Genomic DNA, 26322 nt, shown 5'->3' with positions numbered 1-26322 from the left:
AGCGGAGTGAGAGGAGCGCCTGCACAGATGGCCGTCGTGGGGATCACCGGGCACCGCGTCCTGCCGCCGGAGGTCGAGACGTTCACGACCGCCGAGATGCGCCGCCTGCTGGGCCGGCACCGGGCCGCTGAGCTGGTCGGTGTGAGCTGCCTCGCCGAGGGCGCCGACAGCGTCTTCGCCGACCTGGTGCTCGGCCTCGGGGGCCGGCTTGTGGCCGTCCTGCCCGCGCGGGACTACCGGGAGTTCCTGCCGCCGGAGCACCGAGCGGACTACGACCGCCTGCGCGCCGCCGCCACGCGCGTGCGCACACTGCCGGGGCCCGAGGTGGACCTGGCGGCGCTGATGGCAGCCAGCGAGGCCCTGGTCGACGAGGTGGACGAGCTGATCGCCGTCTGGGACGGCCAGCCCGCCCGCGACTACGCCGGCACCGCGGACGTCGTCGCGTACGCGCGAAGCCAGCACAAGCCGGTCCACGTCGTGTGGCTCGCGGGCGCCGTCCGGGACTAGTCGCCGCATCAGACATCCGCCCTGGCCACGCCGGCGCGGCGATTCCTGCGGGTCAGCGCGGGGACAGCGGGACCACGCCGATCTGGACGGGGGTGAGACCGCTGGTCGGTGGCGGCGTCGGCGAGGCCGGTGCTGGGCCGGGGCCGTTGGGTGCCGGTCCGGCGGCCGCGGCGGCGGCCGGGGGCATCGGGGCGGCCGGTGGGGTCGAGGCATGCGGGGTGGTCGCCGACTCCGGGGTAGGTGCGGCAACCGCGAGGCGCGCCGGGGTCGGCCGGCCGGCCGACCCCGGGGGTCGGGCACGGGCCGGGGACCCGCCTGTTCCGCCGGACGCGGTCGGGCCGCTCGGTGGCTGGCTCAGCGGAGTGCCCGGCTCGGTGACCGCGGGTTGCTCCGCCGCGCCCGGCTCCTCAGGAGGCGGGGCCGGCTCGGCGGGTGGCGGGGCGGGTGCGACCCGAGCCCCTCCGGGTCGCCGCGGGTCGCCGGGCTGATCCGGGACGGGTGTCGGAACAGGCGTGCCCCGCGGGGCACCCGCCAGCGGCACGGTGGCACCGGCGACGACAGCGGTCGGCCCCGACGAGGGACCCGTGGAAGCCGCCACCGCGACCACCGTGACCGCGGTCATCACCCCGGCCGCGACCGGCCGCCAGCGCCCGCGCGCCGCGTCGCCGGACCGGACACCCTCGCTGCCGCTGCCGCCGGCCCGGCGGATCTCGCCGGCGGCGCCGGCACCGACCACCTCGCGGGCCTGGCGAACCGGGGACCGGGATCGTGATCCGGCGCGGCGGCGTCCGCGTACCGGCATGCCGGGTCGGTCGTCGAGACTGGCCCGCAACCTGTCCAGTCGGGCGAGCCCGGCGGCATCCCGCTCCGTGGCGATTCTTGCGCCCGTGCCACTTCCGCTGCTTCCGCCGGCGGTGCGGGCCGGCGTGGGTGCCGGGCGAGGGCTCGTGAGGGCGTCCCTCAGCACGGTGCGGACCTGGCCCCGCGGCATGGCGTTGAGCACCGCGACGGTGGCGGGGTCGTCCATCCCACCGCTGTTCGGCCAGCCAGGCGGGGGAAGGCAGCCGGTGCCGGCAAGCGCGACGACGCGGGCCCAGGCCGCGACCGCCGGGTCCGGCGGGCCGTCGTCGCCACCGGGTCGGGCGGTCATGCCGAGGCCCAGGTTGACCAGCCGTGGGCCGGTGAGGGAGAGCACGATGTCGTCGGGGGTCGGGATGCACAGGTCCCGGGCCGGGCCGCCGGCCCGACGGGCGGCGCGTAGTCCGTCGAGCAGCGCCGATGCGAGGACGTGCAGTTCGGTGGGGGAGAGCGGCCCGCGTTCGGCGACCTCCCGGGCCAGTGTGGGTCCGTCGACGAACTCGGTGACCAGGTAGGGCAGCCCCGCGAACCGCGACGGTGCCGCTGGCTCGGCGCCGCCGTCGGCGCTTGCGCTGGCCGGGAGATGGACATCGGGGTCGGGGGCGACGACTCCGGAGTCCAGGACCGCGCAGCGGTGCGGGCCGGCGGCGGCCCGGGCGCTGTTGGCAGCGGCGGCGAAGCGTTCACACAGGTGCGCGTGCAGCCGCCGCGCCGCGTCCGGGCCCTGCCCGGTGGCTGTGGGCGGTGGCTCCGAGTCCCGTTCGCTGACAGTGGGAGGTGGTTCCGGAACGCGCAGCGCTACCTGGGCGCCGCCCACGGCGCGGCTCAGGAAGACCAGCCCGCCCGGGCCCTGGGCTATCCGGCCGAGGACGGCGTAGGGGCCGATCGTGGACGGGTCGCCGTCCAGCAGAGGCCGCACCCGCCTGGGCAGGGCTGTGGCCGGCCTGGACACGGCCGCCGTCATTCCGGACGCGGCCGTGGTCATACGGACTCCCGCCTGGTGGCGGCGTGCTGACCGACGGTGCTCACCCGGTCGAAGGTAGCCGCTCGGGCCGTTTCCGTGAAGACCGGTCCGCGTTCTTCGCTGCTCTTCGCCCCGGTTCGCCCGCCTCGACCCGCGAGCCGCGGGTGGAGGCGAGGGCTTCAGGCTGTGGGGAATCGGGCCGGTACGTCCGCTCGATGCCGTCGAGTAGCCAGGTCAGCGCCTGCTCGAACCGTTCCGAGGCGAAGGGGGCGTCCCCGGCGAGCATCCGGGCCAGGTGTGGGAACTCCCCGCTGTGGAGCAGCTCCCGCAGGGTGGGCTCGGCGTCGATGCGGCGCCGCAGCCCGCACAACGGGCGCGGGACGTCGGCCTCGATGGCCCGCGCCGCGAGCTCCCGCATCGCGCAGCCGACGACCAGGTCGTCGACCGCGTGCACGATCGTTCGCTGGGCCGCCGGGTCGGTGGTGAGCCCGGACGCGACGGCGAGGGACTGCTCGATGTGCCGCAGCTTGTTCGGCCCGAGAGCGGGGCGCAGGCCGAGCGCCAGCGCCCAGGGATGGCGCAGCAGGCTCTGGCGGGTGAGGCGGGCGATCCGGGTGAGGCCGGTGCGCCAGTCCGGGCCGGTGTCGGCGAGGAGGTGCTCGGCGGTCAGCGCATCGAGCATCAGCTCCAGCAGTGCTTCCTTGTCCTGGACGTGGGTGTAGAGGGTCATCGTGCCGACGCCGAGCATGGCGGCGACGCGCCGCATCGAGACCGCGTCGAGTCCTTCGGCGTCGGCGATCTCCAGGGCCACGGCCACTATCCGCTCACGGGACAGCCCGGCCCGGCTGGCGGCCGGTCGGTCACCCGCTCCGCGGGGCCTGGCCGGGTCGACGGATGTGGTGTTCATCGCACGTTGCTCCCCGGATACGGTTTGGATTCCGTACAGCGTACGACGTAGGGTCGGTCGTACGTCCGTACGGTGTACGGGGACCTGGTCGCGGGCCGGCGCGGCCGCCAGATCGACGACCGGTGCGGCTGTGGGAGGGCGCGATGGCGAAGAGCAGGGGCAAGCCGAGAGCGAGATCCGCGGGATCCAGGGGTGCCGGGGCGCAGGCGCGCAGGCGGACCGGCACGGCGACGCCGGCCGCGGCGAGCGAGGCGGTGACGTCCGAAGCCACGGCGGATGCCGCCGCGGGCGCTGGCGACCTCGGACCTACCGGCGGCGACGGCGCCGCGGCTGAGGCTGCTGCCGGTGGGGCTGCCGCTGGTGAGGTCGTCGCTGGCGAGAGTGCTGACGGGGAGAGTGCTGACGGCGAGGCTGTCGATGCGGCGGCCGCGGGCGCCGGGGTGGCGCGCGAAGGCGCTGACAGCGAAGCGGCTGACCGCGAACAGGCTGACGTGGTGCCCGGGGCCGGCGAGGCGCCTGCCGAAGAGGCCGAGGTGGCGGCCGGGACGGTGGCTACCGACGAACCGGCGGCTGAGAAGGCCGAGGTGACGGCCGAAGCGGTGGCCGCTGGCGCGGGCGTGGCCGAGGAGAAGGCTGAGGGGCAGAGCCCGCCAGCCGAGCCCGAGCCTGAGGCCAAGCCCGAAGTCGAGGCTGAGTCCGAGATCGCGGCCGAGGCTGCGACCAAGACCGGGACCGGGACCAAGGTCGGGACCGGGACCGAGGCCGGATCCGACGTCGAGGCGCAGGCCGCGGTCGCGGATGGGAGCGCGGTGGAGCCGGAGGCCGGTGCGGAGCCGGTCGAGATCGTCGTTCCTGAGCAGGCGACCGCTGCCACGGTCGCGGTGGCCGCGGTGGCGGCGACCCCGGCCGCCCCGCCGGTCGCGGTGACGTCGGCGGATGCGGTGACGTCGGAGGGCACGGCGTCCGCTGAGGGCACGGCGTCTCCGGAGGGTACGGTCGCGCCGGCCGGAGCCGCGGAGAAGGAGGCGCTCGCGCCGGGCCAGGTCGCCGGGGAGAAGACGGCCGCCCCGGCAGGCCGGGGGCGGCGGGTGCCGGCCTGGGCGGTGCTGGCCGTGTGCTGCTTCGCCCAGTTCATGGTCGTCCTGGACGTCTCGATCGTGAACGTCGCGCTGCCGTCCATGCAGACCGAGCTGGATCTGAGCTCGTCTGGTCTGCAGTGGGTGGTCAACGCCTACACGCTGGCCTTCGCCGGGCTGCTGCTGTTCGGCGGGCGGGCGGCGGACCTGTTCGGGCGGCGCCGGGTGTTCATCTCCGGGCTGGTGCTGTTCACCGCGGCCAGCCTCGCCGGCGGCCTCGCCGAGAACCAGGTCATGCTGATCGTCGCTCGTGCGGTGCAAGGGCTTGGCGGTGCGGTGCTCGCGCCCGCGACGCTGAGCATCCTGATGACCTCGTTCCCGGATCCGCGGGAGCGCGTCCGGGCGCTCGGCATGTGGGGCGCGACCGCCGCCGGCGGCGGCGCGATGGGTGCGCTAGCCGGGGGCGTGCTGACCGAGATCGCCGACTGGCGGTGGGTGCTGTTCGTCAACGTGCCGATCGGGCTGGTGCTGCTTGTCGGAGCGCGGGCGGCGCTGGTCGAGTCCCGTGGTCAGGCTCGCGGAGTGCGCGACCTGGACATCCCCGGCACCGTGACCGTCACGGCCGGGCTCACGGCGCTGGTCTACGGCATCGTGCGGACGGAGTCCAGCAGCTGGGGCTCGCCGGTGACCATCGGCTGGCTGGTTGCCGCGGCCGTGCTCCTCACGGCGTTCCTGATCATCGAGTCACGTACCGAGAACCCGCTGGTGCCACTGGGCATCTTTCGGCGCAAGGCGCTGCGGTACGCGAACACGATCGGCATCGTGATGGGCTCGATCATGTTCGGACTGTTCTTCTTCCTGACCCTGTACCTGCAGCAGGTGAAGGGGCATGGGCCCCTCGAGGCCGGCCTGGCGCTGGTTCCCATGCCGATCATGATCATTGTCGGGTCGCAGGTCAGTTCCCGGACGGTCGGCCGGTTCGGCCCCCGTCCGCTGATCATCGGCGCGTCCGTGATCGTGGCGTCGAGTGTCTGCTGGCTCAGTGCGCTGAGCGCGCACGGCTCGTACTGGAGCGAGGTGTTCGGACCGCTCACCCTGCTGGGATTCGGGATGGGCATCAACATGGTCGCGGTGACGACAGCCGCCACCGCGGGGGTGCCGCCGCAGCTCGCCGGGCTCGCGTCCGGGCTGCTCAACACCGCGCGGCAGATCGGCGCCGCCGTCGGCCTGGCCGTCCTGGCGATCGTCGCGGACACGCACACCGACAGCGAACTGGCCGCGGGAGCCGACCGGGCCGACGCGCTGACGTCGGGGTATTCGCTGGGATTCCTGGTGTGCGCGGCGCTCATGTTCGGGGCCGCCGCGCTGGCGGTGTTCATGCCGCGCAAGGAGTCACTGGTCGTCCCGGCTGGTGCCGCCCAGGCCCGCCCGGAACCGGAGCGCGTGGAGGCCCTCGCCGAAGCCTGACCCGCCCATCTGCGCGTCCGCCGGTCAGCCGGTCAGCCGGTCCGCGGTCCGCGCAGACGAACGCCGAGTTCCGCGCCCAGGCCCTCCGGACCCTCCAGGCGCCCGTCCCGGGCTCCGGGTACACCGGGCCCGGAGAATCGAACAGCCAGCGTTGGGGCCCGTCACCACTGGTGAGGGCCCCAACGCTTCTCTGCGGCATCGGATCGAACACAGAGTAGTTTCTCAAACTCCCAAAGTAGCCAAACATCGAGAACGGACCCCGCCTCGCCTGGCTGACCCGCGGCGACGGCGAAGCGTGGCGGGTGAGGTTCTGCGACGGCGTCGCGGGTCAGCCGCGGGCGGGCGGTCTGGCGTGGGGGTGGTGGCGGCTGGGCCCGGCTGGTGTGCCTTGTGGCCGGTGGCGGCTGAGACCGGCCGGTCTGCCTTGTGGCCGGTGGCTGTCCCCGCCTCGGGGTCCGCCTCGCGCCGGCACCCCGAGCCCTGGGAGGAGTCGGAGGCCGACCCGTCACCAAGATCTGTATACGGAGATGGATACAAGTCGGGATACATGTTCATCGCCGTGTTACGTGACAGGACGTGAGCTGAAACGACCGCGCTCGACCCTGACCTGCATGCAGCACACCGGGGGATGGTCTTCGGACGCCCGACCGCCGACGGGGCGCGGATCCGCCCGCCCGGCAGCGGATTCGCCCCTGGACCTGATCCTCCTGGCGGCCCTCGCACGGGCCCCGCGCCGGCCGGCCGGAGGGGATCTCCCATCCCTTCGCGCGAAAGACACGTCATGACACCCACAGCACCGCTCACCGTGAGTGCGCGTCCCTACGAGTACACGTTCGACCCGGCGACGACCGCGCTCGTCCTCATCGACATGCAGCGCGACTTCCTGGAGCCGGGTGGCTTCGGCGAGAGCCTGGGCAATGACGTCTCCCAGCTGCGGAGCACGATCGAGCCGCTCGCGGCCGTGCTCGCCGCGGCCCGGGCCGTCGGTCTCACCGTGATCCACACCCGGGAGGGGCACCTGCCGGACCTCTCCGACCTCCCGCCGGCCAAGCTCAACCGGGGCGGCGCCACTCTGAAGATCGGTGACGGGGGCCCCAAGGGACGCATCCTGATCCGCGGCGAGTACGGCCAGGACATCATCGACGAGCTCGCGCCGGCCGAGGGCGAGCCCGTCATCGACAAGCCCGGCAAGGGTGCGTTCTACGCCACCGAGTTCGGTGACGTCCTGAAAGCGCGTGGGATCACCAGCCTCGTCGTCACCGGGGTGACCACCGAGGTCTGCGTGCACACGACCGTGCGCGAGGCCAACGACCGCGGCTACGAGTGCCTCGTTCTCTCCGACTGCGTCGGCTCCTACTTTCCCGAGTTCCAGCGGGTCGCCCTGGAGATGATCGCCGCGCAGGGCGGGATCTTCGGCTGGGTCGCCTCCTCCGAGCAGTTCCTCGACGCCCTCGCGGTTCTGGGCGCCTCCGCCGTTGCCTCGTCCGCCGTCGCCGCGTCCTGAATCCCAGGGAGACCGTACCCGTCATGATCAAAATCGGAAGCCCGCCGGCCGAGCGGTCGGTCAACCTGCCCTACTGGACGAAGGGCGACACCAACGCGTTCTTCGGCCTGGGCATCAACGTCCTGGTCAACGTCATCGTCCTGACGTCGCTGTGCCTGTTCGTGGTGAACATCCCCAAGGGGGACGTGTTCGGCGCGATCCTGCCCGCGCTGGGCATCGCGATGCTGCTCGGCAACTTCTTCTACGCCTGGCTCGGCCGCCGGCTGGCACTCAAGGAGGGCCGTGGCGACGTCACGGCCATGCCGTACGGGCCGAGCGTTCCGCACATGTTCATCGTCGTCTTCGTGATCATGTTGCCGATCTACCTGCAGACGAAGGACCCGGTGGCCGCCTGGCAGGCGGGCCTCGCCTGGGCGTTCATCATCGGGATCATCGTCATGATCGGCGCCTTCGTCGGCCCGACGATCCGCCGCTACGCCCCGCGCGCGGCCATGCTCGGCACGCTCGCCGGCATCTCCATCGCGTTCATCTCGATGCGGCCGGCCGCGCAGATGTGGGACGCCGCCTGGATCGCGCTGCCGGTCTTCGGCCTGCTGCTCATCGGGCTGCTCACCGACCTGAAGCTGCCGTGGAACCTGCCGATCGGCGCGGTCGCGCTGCTGCTGGGGACGGCGATCGGCTGGATCGGCGGCTTCATGGACGCCCCCGCGGTCGGCGACGCGGCGAAGGACATCGCTGTCTCGCTGCCGACGTTCCACTTCGACAAGCTGATCGACGGCCTGTCCGACATCTCGCCGCTGCTCGCCACGGCCATCCCGCTCGGGGTCTACAACTTCACCGAGGGCATGACCAACGTGGAGAGTGCCGCGTCCGCCGGGGACAGCTACAACCTGCGGCCGATCCTGCTCGCCGACGGCCTCGGCGCGGTCGTCGGCGCGGCGCTGGGCTCCCCGTTCCCGCCCGCGGTCTACATCGGCCATCCCGGCTGGAAGGCGGCCGGTGGCCGGACGGGGTACTCGCTGGCGACCGGCGCCGTCATCGCGCTGCTGTGCTTCCTGGGGATGTTCAGCCTGCTCAACGCGGTGCTCCCGCTGCCGGCGATCGTGCCGATCCTGCTCTACATCGGGCTGCTGATCGGTGCGCAGGCCTTCCAGGTGTCACCGAAGGCGCACGGCGCCGCGGTGGTGGCGGCGATCATCCCGAACATCGCGTCCTGGGCGGCGGGGCTCATCGACAACACGGTGACCACCGCGGTCGGCGTGGCGTCCAACCTCAACCCGTCGGTCCAGCTCACCGTCACCGACGACGATCTCGAGGCGAACAGCGTGCTGCTGCACGGGCTGCACGTCCTCGGCGACGGGGCCGTCCTCGCCGGTCTGGTCCTGGGCACGATCGTGGCGTTCATCATCGACAAGCGGTTCGTCCACGCGACGATCGCGTCCGTGGCCGGCGCGGTGCTGGCGTTCGTCGGCCTGATCCACGGCGAGAAGGTGGAGTGGAACGCCAGCGGCCAGGTCGCGCTGGGCTATCTGTTCCTCGCGGTGGTCTGCGCGATCTGGGCCCTGACGAAGCCCGCGCCGCGGGTGCCCGACGCCGAGGAGATCGAGCTGGAACGGGTGCACGGCGTGCCCCCGCAGCGCTCCCGCGGCGACGCCGCGCCGGCAGCCGTGCCGGAACCCGCGCCGACGGCGGTGCCGGCGGCCGTGAACGGCGGGCGACCGGGCACGGACGAGCCGTCCTCGGCTGAGCCCGCCACGGCTCAGCCCGCGACCGGGAAGCCGGCGGCAGCGACGTCCTGACTGCCGGGCGCCCCCGGCCGCCTGGCCCGGCCGGCCAGCGTGGCCGGGGGTGTCTGCGGCCGGGGGTGTCAGCAGCCGGATCGCCCGGCGGGCGTGCTGAGGAGCTACTCGGTCGGCTCGCCGCGCACGAACTTCAGCGAGACCTCCATGATCCCGTGGTCCTCGGTTGAGATACCCGGGATGCTCGGGTTCGGGATGCCGTAGTCGGCGAAGGTCACCGGGATCTGGCCGACGATCTGGATCTGGTCGCCGGCGCGGCGGGCCTGCAGGTTCATGGTCACCTCGCGGGCGGTGCCGTGCATGGTCAGCGTTCCGGTGGCCGGGTAGGTGCGCGTCTCGTCGGCGGCCGGCACCGAACCCAGGTCGATCGGCTCGGTGAGCGTGAACTGGGACGTCGGATAGGTGTCGACGTCCATGATCCGGCCGCGGAACTGGTTGTCGCGACGATCCTCGTCGCTGCGCACCGACGCCATCTGCACCTCGAACTGCGCCTCGGTGACGCCGTCGTCGGCGATGGTCATCGACCCGGACACCTCCGAGGTGCGGCCCGCGGCAGTCGTCTTCTGGCCGAAGAGGACCTCCTCGACCCGGTAGCCGGCCTCGGACCCGTCGGTGATCCGCCACACGCCGTCGACCGAATCGCCGGCCGTGGAACCGGCGGACGAGGTGCTGGGCCCGGGGTCGTCGAGTGCGAACTCCTCCGGGGCGTCCTCCTTGATCACGTTGATGTAGAACGCGGTGCCGCCCACGACCAGGACCGCCACGGCCACGACGGCGCCGACCAGGATCAGCGGCCAGCGCCGCTTTTTACGAGGCGTGCTGTCTGCCACCAGGTACCTACCTTCTTGAAGGTTCAATCATCCTGGGGGCAATGTTGCACAGGCAACCTGAGCTAAACCTGATGGCACGGCGACGGGCGCGTGTCGGCCCACGCCGCCCGATCACCGTCGGGGCGTGCTCGGCCCAGCTTCGGCATCGGGTCTGTCGGCCGTTCGGGGCCGGGATTTCTTCGTTGCGCCAGGCGATTCCTCCGGGCACGGTTCACGCGGTTCGCGGCCGGCGGCCCGGTCCGGCGGCGCGGTCGAGAGCCGGGCGAGCATCGCCTCGGTGCCGCCGGTCGCGCCGGCCAGGTGCACGGTGGTGCCACGCTCGGCGAACTTCTGCAGGACGTCGTCCAACGCGGCCACCCCGGCGGAGTCCAGGATCTGGGCGTCGGCGAGGTCGATGACGACCCGGGGCGGGTCGTGGGCGTAGTCGAAGGCGTTCACCAGGTCGTTGCTGGAGCCGAAGAAGACCGGGCCGCCCACGGCGTAGAGGCGCTCGCCCCCCTCCGGGTCGAGCACGCTGGTGACCTCGGTGAGGTGCGCGACCCGGCGGGTGAACAGCAGCGCGGAGAGCACGACACCCACCAGCACCCCGTACGCCAGGTTGTGGGTGGGCACGACCACCGCGACGGTCGCGACCATCACCAGGGTCTCCGAGCGCGGCATCCGCCGCAGCGTGGACGGCGCCACGCTGCGCCACTCGAAGGTCATCACCGAGACCAGGATCATGACCGCCACCAGGGCGGACATCGGGATCACGCCGACGATCCCCCGCAGCGGGACCACGAGAAGGAGCAGGAAGGCGCCGGCGGCGAAGGTGGACAGGCGCGTCCGGCCGCCGGAGGAGACGTTGACCATCGTCTGGCCGATCATGGCGCAGCCGGCCATGCCGCCGAGGAAGCCGTTGACGACGTTGGCGAGGCCCAGTCCCCACGCCTCCCGGTTGGCGTCGTGCGTGGTGTCGGTCATCCGGTCGACGATCTGCGCGGTGAGCAGGGTCTCCAGCAGGCCGACCGCGGTGAGCGTGACGACGTACGGCGCGATGATCCGCAGCGTCTCCCAGGTCATCGGGACGGACGGGAGCCCCGGGACGGGCAGCGAGCCGGGCAGGGCGCCCTCGTCGCCGACGGTCGGCACCGACAGGTCGAACGCGACGGTCGTCAGGGTCAGCAGGCCGACCGCGACCAGCGGCGGCGGCACGGCCCGGGTGAGCCGCGGGACGATGAGCAGGATGGCCAGGCCGGCCCCGACCAGCAGGTAGACCGGCAGCGACTCGCCGATGACGTGCGGCATCTGCGCCATGAAGATCAGGATGGCCAGTGCGTTGACGAAACCGATCATCACCGTGCGCGGCACGAAGCGCATCAGCCGCGCGACCCCGAGCCGGCCGAGCACGAACATCGTCACGCCGACGCCGACCGTGGTCGCGAGCAGGTAGTCCAGGCCGTGGTCGCGGACCAGCGGTGCCGCGACGAGCGCCATCGAGCCCGCCGCCGCCGAGATCATCGCCGGGCGGCCGCCGGTGAAGGCGATGACGACGGAGATCGTGAACGACGCGAACAGGCCGACCTTGGGATCCACCCCGGCGACGACCGAGAACGAGATGGTCTCCGGGATGAGCGCCAGCGCGGTGACCAGGCCGGCCAGCAGCTCGACGCGGACCACGCGCAGCCCCGGCCACCGGACGCCCCACCGGACGCCGGCCAGCGCCGCCCAGCGGGCACCGGCCAGCCGTGGCCGGGCCCGGGGAAGGCGGGCACGGCGAACGGCGGGCTGGGGCAAGGGCTGGCCCCGGGACATCTCAGGCACGCGGAACTCTCACAGGCGCGAGGCGGTGACGTCGCGGCGTCGAGACGTCACCTCGGTGAACCGGTCGGCACGCCGGGGCGTCCCGCCAGGGCGGGCACACGCCACCGGAGTCGGGACACCCTCGCCTCTCCCGCCCGGACGGGTGGCATGCCATCCCGGCCCGGCGGCGGGGACGTCCCCCAACTCTTCCGGTAGGTCAGATATGACGATACAAAGCCCTCGAAACCGGATCTACGGGCCCTCCGGGTCAGGCCCGCGGCGCGCCCAACTGCTCGAGGTACCGCTGCATCTGGTCGATCTCCCAGGCCTGGTTGACCACCATCGCCCGGGCCAGCGCCCGCACCCGGTCGTCGTCGGCGTGCATCGAGGCGTACTGCGCCATGGCCACGCCGCCGCGGTGGTGGTGGATCATCAGGGTCAGGAACTGGACGTCCAGGTCGCGCCCGCTCGCCGCCGCGAGCGCGCCGAGCTCGGACTCGGTCGCCATGCCCGGCATCCGCACGGTCTCCCCGGTCCTACCGGTCATGCCGCCGCCGGGCATGGTTCCGTCGGTCATCGCGCCGGTCCCCGCGGTGCCGTGGTCGCCGTGGCCGCCGGCGCTGTCATCGGCCATCCAGGCCATGGGCGCGTTGGCGGACGTCGAGGTACGGCCCCAGCCGGACAGCCACGCGTCCATGACGCCGATCTCCCGCTGCTGGCTGAGCGCGATGTCCTGGGCCATGTTGCGGACGTCCGCATTGCCTCCGTGGTTGAACTCGACCATCGCCATCTGGACGGCCTGGGAGTGGTGCTCGGACATGTCCCGGGCGAAGCCCACGTCGACCGAGTTGTCGGCGGGCGGGCGGTCCAGCAGCACGCGCAGGCCGGCGCCGCCGGCGAGCAGCCCGAGGACGGCGAACAGGACGAGCGGCGTCCACCAGAGCCGGACCCAGGCCGGCGCGCGGTCGGCCCGTGCCCCCGCCGGCCCGCTTCCGGCCGCGCCGACGAGGACGTCCTCGTCGCTTCCGGGGCTCGTCCGCTCGGCCTCCGCTGCGTCGGGCAACCCGGCGGCCTCGGTCACGGTGGGGGTCATACCGGAAGGCTTGGTCGCGGTGGAGGCCCCGGGCGCCGCCGCGTCGGTCTCGGCGCGTGTGCCGTCTGCGGTTCTGCTGTCACGTGGCATGGCGCTCACGCCCCGGTCTTCGTCGGCTCGGCTCATCACCGTCCAGTGTGGCCCACGGACGGCGCCCGGCCAGGGGCGAACCGCCCGCGCGGCCAGGTCACCCGGCCCCCGGTGAGTATCCGGCCGGCAGGGGGCCGGCCGTCCCGGGACGCTTCCCGGGGCGCTCAGACCTGCAGGTGTGAGTTGAAGACGAAGGTCCGCTTGCCGACCTGGACGCGGGTTCCGGGGACGAGCGGGGCGGGCTGGTGCGGGTTCAGCGGGGTCCACACCGTCGCCTCCGGCGGGGCGATGTAGGTGCCGTTCGCCGACCCGCGGTCGGTGATGACCGCGTCCCACCCGGTCAGGGTGATCACCGCGTGGACCCGGGACACGGCGCTCTCGCCGTCCTCGACGGGCAGCGGGCGCGCGTTGCCGGCGCGGACGGCCTCGTCGCGGTCCGGCTGACGCCCGATCACCAGGTCCATGTCGACGTTGACGGTCTGGCCGTCGTCGAACACCAGGACGCCCACCGCCGGCCGGGGGCCGAGCACCGTCCGGTTCGTCTGCTGGGCCAGCGAGAGGCCGCACTCGGCGCAGTAGGGCGCCTGCGGGTGGTTGAAGTGGCCGTGGGCGCACAGGACGCCCTCGACCTGGGGCTGCGACGGGTTCGGCAGGATCGTCTGTGCCTCGTCGTCCTCGATGAGGTCGGAGACGGTGAAGGTCTGCCCCGGCAGCTGCGTCATGGCGTCGTGGTCGTCGTCGAGGTCGTCGCCGAGATCGTCGTGCAGGCCGGGGGGGCCGCCCGGGGTGTGGCCCATCGAGCCCATCGAGCTGTGCCCGCCCCCGTGCTGGTGCCCGGACGAGTGCCCGGAGGGCGCCGGCTCCCGGCCGGCGAGCTCCGTGGGCGGGTCCTCCTCGAGCTCGTCGAAGTCGGCGGCCTGCGTCGGCTCGGCGGCCGCGCGCATCCGGTGCGCCTCCTCCTCCTTGCTCAGCAGCGGGGTGAGCGCCGGCGGAGCTGTGGAGAGCGGGTCGGGCATGCGGGCGCCCGAGGTGGGGATCGGCGCCGCCCCCGTCATCGGCTCGCGCGGCGACTCGAAGCCGGCCAGCAGCGCGTCGGTCGAGGCCTTCGGGGCGGGCAGCGCCGGGGAGTCGTCGGCCACCAGGCTCACTGCGGTGCCCGGCACCGCGCCGATCCGCAGGTCCAGCGGGAAGCCCAGGTCGTCGATGCCGCCGGTGGGGGCGCCGTCGCCGATCGTGCCGGTCGGCCCGACCTCCAGCCGGGTGATCTCGGCGGGCAGCAGGCGGTCGACCCAGGTGGCCGAATCCACCCCGGACAGCGAGACGGGGGACGGGCCGGTCGCGACGACGTCCATCGCGCCGTGGACGAGCGCGGCGACCCGGTCGTTGACCGTCGTGAGGAGGCTGAAGTCGGGGACGCGGTCCGGATCGGCGTCGGCCAGCAGTCCGGCGACGCGGCGGACGAGGCGGCGGCCCATCGTCGCCGCCGTGCCGGCCTCGCCGGCCACCTCGGCGCACAGGGCAAGCAGCCGCTTGGTGGTCTCGGTGGTCTCGGGCCGGCCCACGTGGGCGACGACCAGCACCCCGGGCAGTCTGACGACCACGCCCGTGTGCCCGCCGTGCCCCGTGCCGACCACGACCCGGAAACGGTCTAGTCCCGCCATTGCCTCGCCCTTCGCCGCCCACCCGCGCCGTGCAAACGGTACCGATCTTCAGACTAGCGGCACCCGCGCACGGCGTACCGCACTTATCCTGCCGCGAGAGCGGTGGTTGGAACCTCCGGTGTCGCTGTGCGGACCCCACCGGCGGGGCAGCGGCGCGGCGGCCGCGGCGAACGTGGTAAAGGCCCCGGGAAGGCGGCGGCACCGCCGTCAGAGTAGTCGGCCACCGTGGAAACGCCACCGCAGGAACGGGACGCGCATCGGGCCGTTCGCGCAGAGCCACACCGCCAGCCAGACGAGCCCGAAATGGACGAGGAAGGCCTTTCCTGCGACGCCGTCCGCACCCGGAACGGCGCCCGCCCGCGCCGCCAGCCACACCAGCAGGCCCTCGTTCACCGCGGTGAGCAGGCCGAACATCGTCGGCCAGTCCTTCTCCCAGCGGAACTGCTGCAGCCCGTGGTAGACGAGCTCCCAGCCCAGCCCGAGAAGGGCGACCGCGCACAGCACGCCGAAACTCGCCCGCCACGCGGCCCCGGCAGATGCTTCGGTGGGCAGCAGCGGGGCGATCAGCGCCGTCAGAACGACCCCGACGGTGGCGAGTAGGAACAGGCGGGTCTGAAGCCGTCCGGCCAGGGTCGGCACCATGAGGCGATTTTCTCCGATCGTGTGCGGCGTCAGACCGGTTGGTTGCGCATCCAACGCACCCACTGCGACACCGAACGTGCCACCCCTATCCGGGGCACGAATCCCTCCGCGGCCAGGTCGTCACAGATTTCCTGGGCGGCGATCTGCAGACCGAGGAAGGTGTCGACGCCCGGGAAGTAGCCGCCGAGGGTCGCCGCGCCCGAGGCGTAGAGCCGCCCCGGCCCGTTGCGGGTTCCGCGGACCTCGAAGGTCCGCTCCACGTCCAGCCGGCCGAGCGGGTTGTGCCCGGCTCCGGAGTGGTCGAGCAGGTCTGCCAGCACCCGGTGCTCGCGGATGTCCGCCACCAGGCCGGTGGCGTCGATGACGTACGCCGCCGGCACCTCCAGCATCCCGTCGGCGGTGCGGACCCGGGTGACCACCGTCCCGTCCGTTCCGGGGGTGAGCCGCTCCACCTCGCCCACCCGGGTCACATACCAGCCCTCGTGCCGGCCGCGGGCGAGCTGAGCCTGCCACCGGCGCCGGCGGGGGGTGTTCGTCCCGCCGATCGTGTCGTAGAGCGCCTTACGCTCGTCGCCCTCCAGCATGCGCATGCGTGCCTTCAGCTGGCCGCCCCAGACCGACTTCGGGTAGTTGAACCCCTGGTAGGCCCAGCCGTCGCCGCCCCGGCGGCGCATGAACACGCTGGGGCCGTGCGAGCCGCGCACATACGTGCGGAACAGGTGCACGATGTGCGTCCTCGCCCCGTGCCGGTCGCGGTCGGTGATCAGCCGGTCGAGGATGCGGGAGGCCACGATGCCCGCCCCGCGCACCACGACGGTCGCCGGGTGCCGGATCAGCTCGTCGTAGACGTGCTCGTGCGGCTCGTAGGCGTTGACGACCCGCCGCACGTCCCCGTACCGGGAGCGGTACTCCTGCAGGTCCGGGAGGAACTTCAGCCCCGGGTAGCCGACGCCCAGGTGGACGTACCGGCTGCGGTAGGCGATCCGCTTCGTCGCGGACCGTCCGGCCGGGGGGGTGAGGACGGTCAGGTACCCCCCGCCCGCGCGGCGGCGGACCATCCGCACCTGCCCGGAGACCAACATCTCGGGGTACGAGATCCGGGCGGCCTCCCGGGCCATGCCGTCGAAGACCGTCCTGATGCGGGGGGTGAAGTAGTCCGACAGCAGTGGCTCGGTCGCGACCCGCCACAGCGGTTCGACGAACCCGCGCAGGCCTCGGGCCGCGAACGCCTCCCGTACCGCGTAGGACGGGAAGGCCCAGATGTTGTCCGGGGTCGAGCTCGAGTCCGAGCGGATGCGCTCGTGGTCGGGGATCTGCGAGACCCGGGTCAGGTACCGGTAGGTCTGCCAGGGGGTGTCGATGTTGGACAGCACCCGGATCGCCGAGGTCGGCGCGCCCGCGATGCGCAGGTAGTCGACCAGGACGAACGAGCCGATCCCACCGCCCACCGTGACCAGGGGTGCGTCGTGGACGGGGATGCCGGCGTCGGCGAGCATGCGGTCCGTCCAGACCGACGTCTCGATCAGCCGTCGGGTGAGGTCGCCATGGGTCTCGCCCCCGCCCACCCGGGCTGGTGCGGGTGGTGCCTGCGGTGCTGTGACGGGTGGCGCCTGCGGGGCCGCGGAGTTGCCGAGCACGGTGGTGGGGCCGTGGAGCGGGTCGTCCGGGCCGCCGGGCGGGTGTGGGCCGACCAACGCCTCCACCTCCTCGCCGGGCGCGCTCACCCGGGCCTGCCGCCGCGCGCCGGTGCGACCGGCGGCGCCGCGACCGGACTACCGGGACCGGACCGCCGCCAGGGCTGGACCGCCAGAACCGGGCCACCAGGGACCGGATTGCCAGGATAGGTGGCCCGGTGACCCTTCCGGGCGGGGTGTCCGAGGCAAGACACCGCCCGGTCGGCTCAGCCCAGGGCGCGGTCCAGGTGGATCGCCGCGCTGATCAGGGCCAGGTGGGTGAAGGCCTGCGGGAAGTTGCCCAGGGCCTCGCCGGAGGGGCCGATCTCCTCGGCGTAGAGCCCCACGTGGTTGGCGTAGGTGAGCATCTTCTCGAAGACCAGCCGGGCCTCGGTCGTGCGGCCGGCACGGGTCAGCGCCTCCACGTACCAGAACGAGCACAGGTTGAACGTGCCCTCGTCCCCGGTCAGGCCGTCGCTGCCGTCCGCGGCGTACCTGCGCACCAGGCTGTCGCTCACCAGCTCCGAGCCGACCCGGTCCAGCGTCGACAGGAAGCGGGGGTCGGTCGGGCCGGAGAACTTCACGAGCGGCATGCACAGCAGCGAGGCGTCCAGCCGCGGCGAGCCCGGGAACTCCATGTAGGCCCCCTTCCGGGGATCCCAGGCCTCGTTCTGGACGAACCGGTAGGCCCGCCCGGCGTGGTCCTTCCAGTCGTTGGTGGGCCCGGGCAGACCGCGCTGCCGGGAGATCCGGCAGGCACGCTCGAACGCCACCCAGGTCATGACCGCCGAGTAGGTGAAGCGCTGCCGTCCGCCCCGGGTCTCCCAGATGCCCTCGTCGGGCTGTTCCCAGTGCCTGGCCAGCCAGTCGAGCTGACGGCCGAGCGCCTCCCACAGCCCGAAGGAGATCGGGACCTGCTTGTTGTACAGGTACACCGAGTCCATCAGCTCGCCGTAGATGTCGATCTGGAGCTGGCCGGCGGCGCCGTTGCCGATGCGCACCGGCCTCGAGCCCCGGTAGCCCTCGAGATGGTCGAGGACGATCTCGTCCAGGTCGGCGTTGCCGTCGACGCTGTACAGCACGCCCAGGCCGAGCTCGGGCGGCGCCTCCTTGCAGCGCTGCTCGAGCCAGTCCATGAACGCGGCGGCCTCCTCGGTGAACCCGAGGGCCATCAGCGCGTAGGTGGTGAACGCCGCGTCGCGGATCCAGGTGTAGCGGTAGTCCCAGTTGCGCACCCCGCCCAGCTCCTCCGGCAGGGAGGTGGTCGGCGCCGCGATGAGTGCTCCGGTCGGGCGGTAGACCAGCAGCTTGAGCACCAGCGCCGAACGCAGCACCATTTCCCGCCAACGGCCGTGGTACCGGCCCCGGCGCACCCACGTCTGCCAGTACTCCAGCGTCCGGGTGAACAGGTTGTCGGCCTCGCCGGGCTGCAGCGGGCGGATGCGGGAGTCCCACTCGAGGACGATGTCGGCCGTCTCGCCCATCGTCAGCTCGAAGTCGCAGGCGACCGCGGTGCCCTCGATCCGCAGCGGCAGCGCCGTGCGCAGCACGAGGGTGCCGGTGGCCGACTCGAAGACCGCGCCGGCGCCGGGCACCAGCGTCACCGTGTGGGAGGCCCGCCCGTAGTCGAACCGGGGGTCGCAGCGTAGCCGGAACCCGGCGGTGCCGCGCACGGCGCGGGCCTGGCGGACGACCACGTGCGGCGTCTCGGTCAGGTCGTTGTCGACCGGGACCATGAAGTCGACGACCTCGCCCACCGAGTGCGGCGTGAGGAAGCGGGTCATCAGGACGTTCGAGTCGGGCAGGTAGAGCTGCTTGGCCTTCGACTGCGAGCAGTGGATGCGGAAGGAGCCGCCGCGGTCGGCGTCGAGCAGGCTCGCGAAGACCGACGGGCCGTCGAAGCGCTGCGGGCAGTACCAGTCGATCGTGCCGTCCGTGGCGACCAGGGCCACGGTGCGCAGGTCGCCGATGACCGCGTGCTCCTCGATCGGCGGGTAGTCGGATGCGGGCATGCGGACCTCCGCGGGTGGGGATGTCCGGGCGCGGCCGGAGGACGGGCCTTGCGGGAAGCCCCCGGGCGGGCGGTGCGTCGCCTCGGGGAGTGGTCACTGCAGCCCACTTCGGCGTGGTCAGCCGAAGGTATCCCAGCGGGCAGGCCATCCCGCCCGTCCCGCCAGGCCGGCGGCCACCGCCGAAAGTGCCCCCCACTACCCGATCGGGGTAGGCCGGGAGTAGCCCGGCACGGGGGGCTCCGGGCAGGTGGCCCGGGGCGGAAGTCCCTGTTCTGACGGTGAAGTCGCCGCTGCGGCGACCGTCGCGGGACGGGGGTGCGGCGGAGGGCCCGGCGGGCTGTGGAGGGTCTCGGGTGCCCGGTGCCTGGGCGGGCGCCCTACGATCGCGCCATGACCGAGCAGCTGCCGACCATCGCGGACGGTCGAGCCAGCCTTGTCATGTTCGCCCGTGGCGACCGGGTTTTCCCGGTGGACGATCTTGGCGGCGGGGTGTGGTCTCGTCGTGGCACGGTGCTGTCCGTGCATCCGGCGTCACACGAGGAGGCGCAGCCGGTCGGGGGCGGCGTCCGGGTCGATGCGGTGCCCTCGGCCGCGCCGTCGACCGCCCGGGCGACGGTGCTGTGGGACGACGGCTCCGCGGAGGTCCTCGCCGAGGACAAGCTCTGCCTGGTCTACGACCAGGAGGCCCCGGTGGGCATCCGGGTGGTCACGATGGAGATGAGCCAGCCCTTCGACGTCGTCGACCACGGGGGCCACGTCGTCCTGGTGCTGCGGGAGGGGCTGCTGGCCGCGGCGGACGTCGGCGCGCTGCGTGCCCGGCTTGGCCGGGTGCGCGCGGCGCTGGCCCCGGGCCACGGCGACGCCGCGTCGGCGGCGGAGATCCGCCGCCGCGACCTGAGCCTGCTGAACGCGCTGATAGCCGAGCTCACCGGCCCGCCGCCGGACGACGTCCCGCACCTGGACTCCGCGCGCCTGGATCCCGCGGGCCCGGACGCCGCGCGCCGCGATGCCGCCGCCCGTCTGGACGCCGCCCGCCGGGACATCGCGCGCCTCGACGCGGCCCGCCTGGACGCCGCCCGTGCCGATGCCGGGGGCGCGCGCGGCGCTGTGCGTACCGACATGGCCGGGGGGCGTTCCGAGGCCGCTGTCGGGCGGGCCGATGTGGCTGTGGGGCGGGCCGATGTGGCTGTGGGGCGGCCCGAGGCTCCCGCGGGCGTTCCCGGCGGCGCGGCCGGGCTGCCCGCCGGTGGACGTCCGCCGACGGCGCGGCGCCCCGACGTGCTCGTGGCGGGCTCCGGGCCGGGGCATCCCGTGGCGGTGGGGAACCAGGACGTGACGGTCGGGAGCCCTGGTGGGGACCGGCCGGTCGCCGAGGTGGGACGCCAGGCGGACCCGGCTCGGCGCGAGGCGCCGCGGCCCGATGTCTTCGTCGGACGCGTCGATCCGGCACGGTCCGACGTCGGCCGGTCTGGCCCTGGGCGTTCGGACCTCGACCGCTCGGATCCTGACCGCTCGGACCTCGGCCGATCGGAGGCGGCGCGCCTGGAGATGGCGAGGGCCGAAACGCTGCGGGCAGAGATACTGCGAGCCGAAATACAGCGGGCCGAAGCGATGCGGGCCGAAGCGGCCCGCGGTGAAGCGGCCCGCGGCGACGCCGTGCGGGCTGATCGGGTACGTCCCGACGTGGTGGTGGGAACCCCCGGCCGGCCGGGGGCGGGGCCGCCCGCCGGACCGCCGTCGGGGTACCCGCTGCGGGGCCGGCGCCGCCCAAGGTTTCGCCGGGACGCTGCCCGGTGGGGACTCAGGAGGTCGAGTACGGCCCCGGACGCACACCCGGGCCGTAGGCGTTGCTGCCGTTCATGCCGGCCCGCGGCTGTTCGGTCATGGCCTGGCTGACCTTGGACGCGATCGCCTCGGTGAGACGGATCGCCTGGGTGAGCGAGAGGTTCAGAACGATCTCGCTGTCATCGGTCATCGCGAAGCGCACCGACACATCCGCCATGCTCTTTCCTCTCAGTCCTGGTCCCCCGGACACCCGTGGCCGGTGACCGATCGTGTCGAGGAGACCTGTCAGGGCCTCCCCGTCTCCGCGGCCAAGGGACGTGGTGACCGATCCACGATCCCCGATCGGGTTGTCGGGGCGTGCGTGACCCCCCTCGTTCGGCGGTGGTGTGCTGCTGCTAGCTACCGTCGGTGTGGACTTTCGGTGACTGGCCATGTCGAAATGTCTCCCCCGTACCGGCCTTACTCTGCCAAGACCTTCTCTCAGTGATGGTGCCACTTCATGATGTGGCCGCCGGTAGGGGGACTTTCCGGCAAAGGTGACATGAGACACGGCTGTGGTCTGTTTGTCGTGGCTGGCGCCCGCCGTCACGCCGATCGGCGGGCCCCGGGCGGCTCTCTCCGGGCGCTCCCGCCCTGGGTGGAGGCCCTGTCCGGGGCTGATTCCGTCAGATCCACCCGGGAAACCACATACGTATTCGCCAAGATGAATAAGGAATCACCTCGGCGGCCAGGATCGGGTAGAAGTAGGCGAACAACAGGACCACGATCACCGTGTACACGCCGACGGACAGCGCGCCGGCGAGCCGCCTGGTCTCGGACGCGTCGCGCGGCCCGAGGGCCAGCCCTGCCATCGCCGTCAGCCCCAGCACCAGGAACGGCAGTGAGGGCAGCGCGTAGAAGAAGAACATCGTCCGGCTGGGGAACAGCAGCCAGGGCAGGAACGCCGAGCCGAAGCCGACGAGCACCAGTGCCGCCCGCCAGTCACGGGCGCGCACCCACAGCGCCAGCGAGCCGACCAGCGCCGCCGTCCCGCCCCACCACACGGCGGGGTTGCCCAGCGCGATGACCTCCCGCGAGCAGCCGTTGACCGCCGTGCAGCCCTCGGCCCCGTACGCGGGGGAGCTGTAGAAGTAGGCGATCGGCCGGCCGAGCACCAGCCAGCTCATCGGGGTCGACCGGAACGGGTGCGAGTCGGACAGGCCCTCGTGGAAGTGCAGCACCTCCATCTGGTAGTCCCACCAGCCGTGCCAGGCGGCGAGGAAACCGTGCCCGTACCGGTCGCGGTACCAGCCGCCGTCGGTGACGAACCAGCCCGTCCAGGTCGCCAGGAAGGTCACGACGGGCACCGCGACGCAGCCCGTCAGCCATCCGGGCAGGTCCCGGCGCAGCGCGCCCAGCACGGGGGAGTGGGCGCCGGCAGTGCGGCGGGCACCGACGTCCCAGGCCAGCGCGAGCGCGGCGAAGCCGACGATCGTGTACAGCGCGCTCCACTTGACCCCCATGGACGCGCCGAGGGCCACGCCCATCGCGAGCCGCCACGGGCGCAGGCCGAGCCGGGGGCCGAACCGCGTGTCGGCCGGCGTCGGGCCGGCGCCGGCCGCGGCCTGGTCGAGGCGGTCGGCGAGCCGGCGCCGGCCGTCGTCACGGTCGTGCACCAGGCAGGCCAGGGCGATGACGATGCCCGTCATCAGGAAGATGTCGAGGATGCCGATCCGGCTCTGCACGAACTCCAGCCCGTCCATGGAGAGCAGGATGCCGGCGAAGCAGCCGAGCACCGTCGAACGGAACATCCGGCGGGCCGCGCGGGCGAGCACGAGCACCGCCAGCGTGCCCGCGAGCGCGGACGAGAAGCGCCAGCCCAGCTCGGGGCTGCCGTGCGGGGTGCCCGCGCAGTCGACGTAGCCGAACAGCCACTGCGACGCGGCCATGAGCCACTTGCCGAACGGCGGGTGGACGACGTAGGCGGGCCCGTCACAGGTCTTCGAGTTGATCTCGTACCCGGCGGTCATGAGGCCCCAGGCGTCCTTGACGTAATAGACCTCGTCGAAGTACAGCCCGCGGGGCTCGGTGATCCGCCAGAACCGCAGGATCCCGGCGGTCACCGCGACGAACAGGGGCGCCAGCCATCCGACGGCGCGGTCGCCGGGCATCGGCGGGCACAGCCGCTCGCGCGGCGTACGGCCGGTTCTGGCGGCAGTGGCCGGTTCCGGGCGGCTGGGCTCCGATGCGCCAGTCTCGGAACGGGGTAGGTGCGCCGTCGTCGCCGTCACACCGATCAGGGTAGGTCCTGCCCCCTGGCAGACTGGTCGGGTGTCCGGGACCCTCGTGCTGTGCGGTGCCCCGATCGGTGACGTGCGCGACGCGAGCCCGCGGCTGGGCGAGGTGCTCGCGACCGCCGACGTGATCGCCGCCGAGGACACCCGCCGGGTGCGCCGGCTCGCGCACGCGCTCGGGATCACGATCACGGGGCGGGTCGTCTCCTGTTACGACGCCGTCGAGGGCGCCCGGGCGGAGATGCTCACCGAGCAGTTGCTCGCCGGCCGCACCGTCGCGCTCGTCACGGACGCGGGCATGCCCGCGGTCTCCGACCCCGGCTACCGGGTCGTCGCGGCGGCGGCCGCGGCCGGGGTGGCGATCACCGTGGTCCCCGGGCCGTCGGCGGTCACGGCGGCGCTGGCCGTCAGCGGGCTGCCCTCGGACCGCTGGACCTTCGAGGGGTTTCTGCCCCGCAAGGCGGGCGAACGCCGGTCACGGCTGCGCGGGCTCGCCGCGGAGAGCCGGACGATGGTCTTCCTGGAGTCGCCGCACCGGCTGGGCGCGTCGCTGCGTGACCTGGCGGAGGCCTTCGGCGGGCCGCGCCGGGCGACGCTGTGCCGGGAGCTCACGAAGACCTGGGAGGAGATCGTCCGCAGCGACCTGGCCGGCCTGGTCGACTGGGCCGGCGACGGGCGCACCGTCCGGGGCGAGTTCACCCTGGTGATCGCCGGCGACGCGAGCGCCGGGACGGCCAGGCCCGCCCGGGAGGCCGGAGCGAGCGCACCAGTTGGCGCGCTCTGGGCAGAGACGGGGCCGCACAAGGCCGGTGCCGCGGCCGGGCCGGGGGCTGGTCCCGCGGCGCCCACTCAGGCCGGGCCGGAGGTGCTCGCCGCGGCGGTGGCCCGCCTGACGGCGGGCGGCATGCCGGCGCGGGACGCGCGTAAGGCGGTGGCCGCCGAGTACTCCCTGTCACCCCGGGAGGTGTACGCGGCGGTGATCGCCGCCCGCGACCTGGAACGGACAGAGACCCCGGGAACAGACGAGGGGTGAGCCGCCCCGGCCCGCCCGGGTGACCGGGGGCGCCAGGGCGCCGGTGCGGAACTCGCACTTCGGGGCGGTGATTCCTGGCGATGTCGTGCCGTGCAGTGCCGCTCGCACAGACCATCGCACGGACCATGAGGGCCTGGAGCCACGTCGTGCCGCGGCGGTTTGCGAGGCCACGGCAGGTCCTTTCTCATATGTGGTCTCGGTGTGGAATTCCTTCCGCTTGGCCGTACCGGGGTGCCGGCGGTCTCGTACGGTTACCGCGCCCCCCAGACGTTCAGCAACCGTTCCGGCATCCGCCCGACAGCGCCTGCCCGACAGCACTTGCCCGACAGCGCCTGCCCGACCACGTCCATCCGATGGCGTCCATCAGACCGGACGTCACGCTCTCCCCACGAGTATCCATTGGCGAGGCGGAGTGGTCGGGGTAGGATAAGTCACCCTGCCAGGCATGGATTATCGGCTGTGTGTCAAATTCCGAGGCCCTGGCTGTTGGCGACCCTGGCTGTCGACGGGCGGTGGCTGTCGACCGGCCGCCGATGCTTGCTTTATGTCAAGAAAGACCGGCGGAATCAGAGGAATCAGTTTGAAAGCATCCTGATGAATGCATCCCGCCTGCGCCCGCTGAACCGGGCTGCCCCGGTGGGAGTGCTCTCAACGGGGGGGTGCACATTCTGTCAACGGGTTCCAAGCCGCTGGCCGCCAGCAGGCGGCAGCTCCCGTGAACCCGGCCATCCATCTTCTGGAGCTGGCTGCAGATGCATCAGAGCATCATCGAGGACGAGGCAAGGCCGGACGGCCCCGCACAGAATTCGCGTGGCGCGGGCCGCCGGGTGGGGCGGCGTGACCGGCGCAGGCGTGACCGCGTGGTTCGAACCGCCAGACGCAAGATCCTGCTATCCGCCCTCTGTCTCCTTGTCGTGGTCGGCGGGACGACCGGCGTGATCCTGCACTCCGCGCTCGGGGGCGACGACGCGGGTGGGAAGCCCATCCAGCTGGCCGACACCGAGCCGCGATACCAGACCGGTGTGAACTTCCTCCCGAACCCTGGCTTCGAGAACACGGTGGCGGGCTGGTCGGCCGGGCCGTCCGAGAGCGCTCGCCTGTCCCCGACGGTGCCCGGCCGCAGTGGGTCCGGCGCGGCGGTCGTCACGGCCAGGGCCCGGGTACCCGCCATCACCCTGACCGACACTCCGGACGCCGTGACCTGGACCGGCGGCAGGCTGACCTATCTCGGCGCCGTCTGGGTGCGCACGACCGCCCCGGGCACCCGCGTCCAGCTGAAGCTGACCGAGCTCGACGGTGCCCGCACGGCCGCGCGCGCCCTGACCAACGTCACCCTGAACGATGCCACCTGGCGAAAGGTCGAGGTCTCCCTGCGGGCGACCGCCACGGGCCACCGGCTGGACTTCGCGGTCGTCGCCGACCGGCTTCCCGCCGGCCAGTTCCTCTACGCGGACGATGCGTCCCTTCTCATCGGGAGGCCGTCATCGCCGGCCCCGACGGGGCCGGCGGCGACCACAGGCGGCCAGCCGAGCGCGTCCCCGCCGGTGAGCGGCAGCCCGCGGCCTGGCACGAGCGCGACTCCCAGCGTGCCGACGAGTGAGCAACCGCGCCCGAGCACGGCACCGCCCGCACCGGGTGGGTCGGGTATCACGCCGATCCCGGCCGGCATGCCCAACGCGAGCACCACTGGCGTCCGGGCGGGGACGTCGCTGACCCTCCTCTCCGGTGACCAGCGCATCACCCGCGCGGGAACGGTGATCGAGAACAGGGATGTGCGCGGGTGCATCCGAGTGGAGGCCGACAACGTCGTCATCCGGAACTCCCGGGTCTCCTGCCGGTCGTCGGGTTCCGCGGTGATCAAGAACCTCGGCCAGAACCTGCTGGTCGAGGACGTCACCATCGACGGGCAGGGCGCCTCGAACTCCGGTATGTCGACCGCCGACTTCACCGCCCGCCGGATGAACATCTCGAACACGATCGACGGCTTTTTCATTAACGACAACATCCTCATCGAGAACTCGTACGTTCATCACCTCGCCCAGACCCCGTCCAGCCACAACGACGCGGTACAGACCACCGGCGGCAGCAACATCGTGCTGCGCCACAACACCCTGATTCCCATCAACGAGACGACCGGCGAGTCGAGTAACGCCGGCTACATGTTCGGGCAGAACATCGGGCCGATCTCGCGGGTTGTCTTCGACGGAAACTTCATCAACGGCGGCGGCTTCACCCTCAACGGTGCCGGTGACGTGACCTTCGTGAACAACCGGTTCGGCCGCAACTGCCTGTACGGGATCAAGTCGTTCAAGGGCAGCCAGGTGAAGTTCGACCAGTCCAACATCTGGGCCGACACCGGCCGTCCG

The 26322-nt window shown here is 72.8% G+C and carries 18 protein-coding genes; 7 read left to right on the top strand and 11 right to left on the bottom strand.

All coding sequences use genetic code 11. The annotated features are described in order from the left end of the window. Positions 1 to 507, top strand: a 507-nt coding sequence (locus tag AC559T_RS33185; RefSeq protein ID WP_498871196.1) for a hypothetical protein, incomplete at its 5' end; no start/stop codon positions are given. 52 nt (positions 508 to 559) lie between these two features. Here the strand turns inward: AC559T_RS33185 and AC559T_RS33180 are convergent. Beyond that, positions 560 to 2350 carry a serine/threonine-protein kinase gene (locus AC559T_RS33180; RefSeq protein WP_498871195.1) on the bottom strand — a complete coding sequence of 597 codons (1791 nt, stop codon included), beginning with the start codon at positions 2348 to 2350 and terminating at the stop codon, positions 560 to 562. A gap of 40 nt (positions 2351 to 2390) precedes the next feature. After that, complete coding sequence (locus tag AC559T_RS33175; RefSeq protein ID WP_498871194.1) at positions 2391 to 3236, bottom strand: TetR/AcrR family transcriptional regulator; 846 nt, start codon at positions 3234 to 3236, stop codon at positions 2391 to 2393. Between the two features lie 143 nt (positions 3237 to 3379). On the opposite strand from AC559T_RS33175, the gene AC559T_RS33170 reads away from it, so the two are divergent. From AC559T_RS33170 to AC559T_RS33160, 3 genes are all read left to right on the top strand, one after another. Continuing rightward, entirely contained in the window at positions 3380 to 5779 is a 2400-nt protein-coding gene (locus AC559T_RS33170; RefSeq protein WP_498871193.1) for an MFS transporter, read from the top strand. A gap of 781 nt (positions 5780 to 6560) precedes the next feature. After that, complete coding sequence (locus tag AC559T_RS33165) at positions 6561 to 7283, top strand: cysteine hydrolase family protein (RefSeq protein ID WP_071059106.1); 723 nt, start codon at positions 6561 to 6563, stop codon at positions 7281 to 7283. A 23-nt stretch (positions 7284 to 7306) separates the two neighbouring features. Beyond that, the gene (locus AC559T_RS33160) at positions 7307 to 9082 is read left to right on the top strand and encodes a regulator (RefSeq protein WP_498871192.1); all 1776 of its coding nucleotides are present in this window, start codon (positions 7307 to 7309) and stop codon (positions 9080 to 9082) included. A 104-nt stretch (positions 9083 to 9186) separates the two neighbouring features. Here AC559T_RS33160 and AC559T_RS33155 read toward each other — a convergent pair whose 3' ends face one another. The 7 genes from AC559T_RS33155 to AC559T_RS33125 all read right to left on the bottom strand — a co-directional run bounded on the left by AC559T_RS33155 (position 9187) and on the right by AC559T_RS33125 (position 18865). Next, positions 9187 to 9912, bottom strand: a complete 726-nt coding sequence (locus tag AC559T_RS33155; protein WP_112106968.1) for a YceI family protein — start codon at positions 9910 to 9912, stop codon at positions 9187 to 9189. 111 nt (positions 9913 to 10023) lie between these two features. Next, positions 10024 to 11706: a SulP family inorganic anion transporter gene (locus AC559T_RS33150; RefSeq protein ID WP_498871197.1), complete on the bottom strand. Its 1683-nt coding sequence runs from the start codon at positions 11704 to 11706 to the stop codon at positions 10024 to 10026. A gap of 256 nt (positions 11707 to 11962) precedes the next feature. After that, entirely contained in the window at positions 11963 to 12787 is an 825-nt protein-coding gene (locus AC559T_RS33145) for a DUF305 domain-containing protein (RefSeq protein WP_498871191.1), read from the bottom strand. A gap of 254 nt (positions 12788 to 13041) precedes the next feature. Further along, positions 13042 to 14538 carry an FHA domain-containing protein gene (locus AC559T_RS33140; RefSeq protein ID WP_112106965.1) on the bottom strand — a complete coding sequence of 499 codons (1497 nt, stop codon included), beginning with the start codon at positions 14536 to 14538 and terminating at the stop codon, positions 13042 to 13044. Between the two features lie 207 nt (positions 14539 to 14745). Beyond that, positions 14746 to 15180 (bottom strand): hypothetical protein, encoded by a 435-nt coding sequence (locus AC559T_RS33135; protein WP_498871190.1) that lies wholly within the window; start codon positions 15178 to 15180, stop codon positions 14746 to 14748. Positions 15181 to 15209: 29 nt separating this feature from the next. Further along, positions 15210 to 16904 carry a hypothetical protein gene (locus tag AC559T_RS33130; RefSeq protein ID WP_498871189.1) on the bottom strand — a complete coding sequence of 565 codons (1695 nt, stop codon included), beginning with the start codon at positions 16902 to 16904 and terminating at the stop codon, positions 15210 to 15212. Positions 16905 to 17080: 176 nt separating this feature from the next. Then, positions 17081 to 18865, bottom strand: a complete 1785-nt coding sequence (locus tag AC559T_RS33125; RefSeq protein WP_071059120.1) for a glycoside hydrolase family 15 protein — start codon at positions 18863 to 18865, stop codon at positions 17081 to 17083. Between the two features lie 390 nt (positions 18866 to 19255). Between AC559T_RS33125 and AC559T_RS33120 the strand changes: the two genes are divergently transcribed. Next, the gene (locus tag AC559T_RS33120) at positions 19256 to 20761 is read left to right on the top strand and encodes a hypothetical protein (protein WP_498871188.1); all 1506 of its coding nucleotides are present in this window, start codon (positions 19256 to 19258) and stop codon (positions 20759 to 20761) included. Here AC559T_RS33120 and AC559T_RS33115 read toward each other — a convergent pair. After that, positions 20667 to 20867, bottom strand: coding sequence for a hypothetical protein (locus AC559T_RS33115; RefSeq protein ID WP_018502051.1), 201 nt, complete (start codon positions 20865 to 20867; stop codon positions 20667 to 20669). The two genes, AC559T_RS33120 and AC559T_RS33115, sit on opposite strands and share 95 nt — an antisense overlap. A gap of 448 nt (positions 20868 to 21315) precedes the next feature. After that, complete coding sequence (locus AC559T_RS33110) at positions 21316 to 22920, bottom strand: dolichyl-phosphate-mannose--protein mannosyltransferase (RefSeq protein ID WP_498871187.1); 1605 nt, start codon at positions 22918 to 22920, stop codon at positions 21316 to 21318. 40 nt (positions 22921 to 22960) lie between these two features. Between AC559T_RS33110 and rsmI the strand changes: the two genes are divergently transcribed. Together rsmI and AC559T_RS33100 are read left to right on the top strand one after the other, a co-directional pair. After that, on the top strand, positions 22961 to 23956 hold the full coding sequence (rsmI, locus tag AC559T_RS33105) for a 16S rRNA (cytidine(1402)-2'-O)-methyltransferase (RefSeq protein WP_498871186.1): 996 nt from the start codon (positions 22961 to 22963) through the stop codon (positions 23954 to 23956). An 860-nt stretch (positions 23957 to 24816) separates the two neighbouring features. Beyond that, on the top strand, positions 24817 to 26322 hold a 1506-nt coding region (locus AC559T_RS33100), incomplete at its 3' end, for a right-handed parallel beta-helix repeat-containing protein (RefSeq protein ID WP_498871185.1).

The organism is Frankia sp. Hr75.2, from assembly GCF_949319125.1.
In the GTDB taxonomy this organism is placed as follows: Bacteria; Actinomycetota; Actinomycetes; order Frankiales; family Frankiaceae; genus Parafrankia; species Parafrankia soli.
This window is presented reverse-complemented; position numbering and strand designations above follow the sequence as displayed.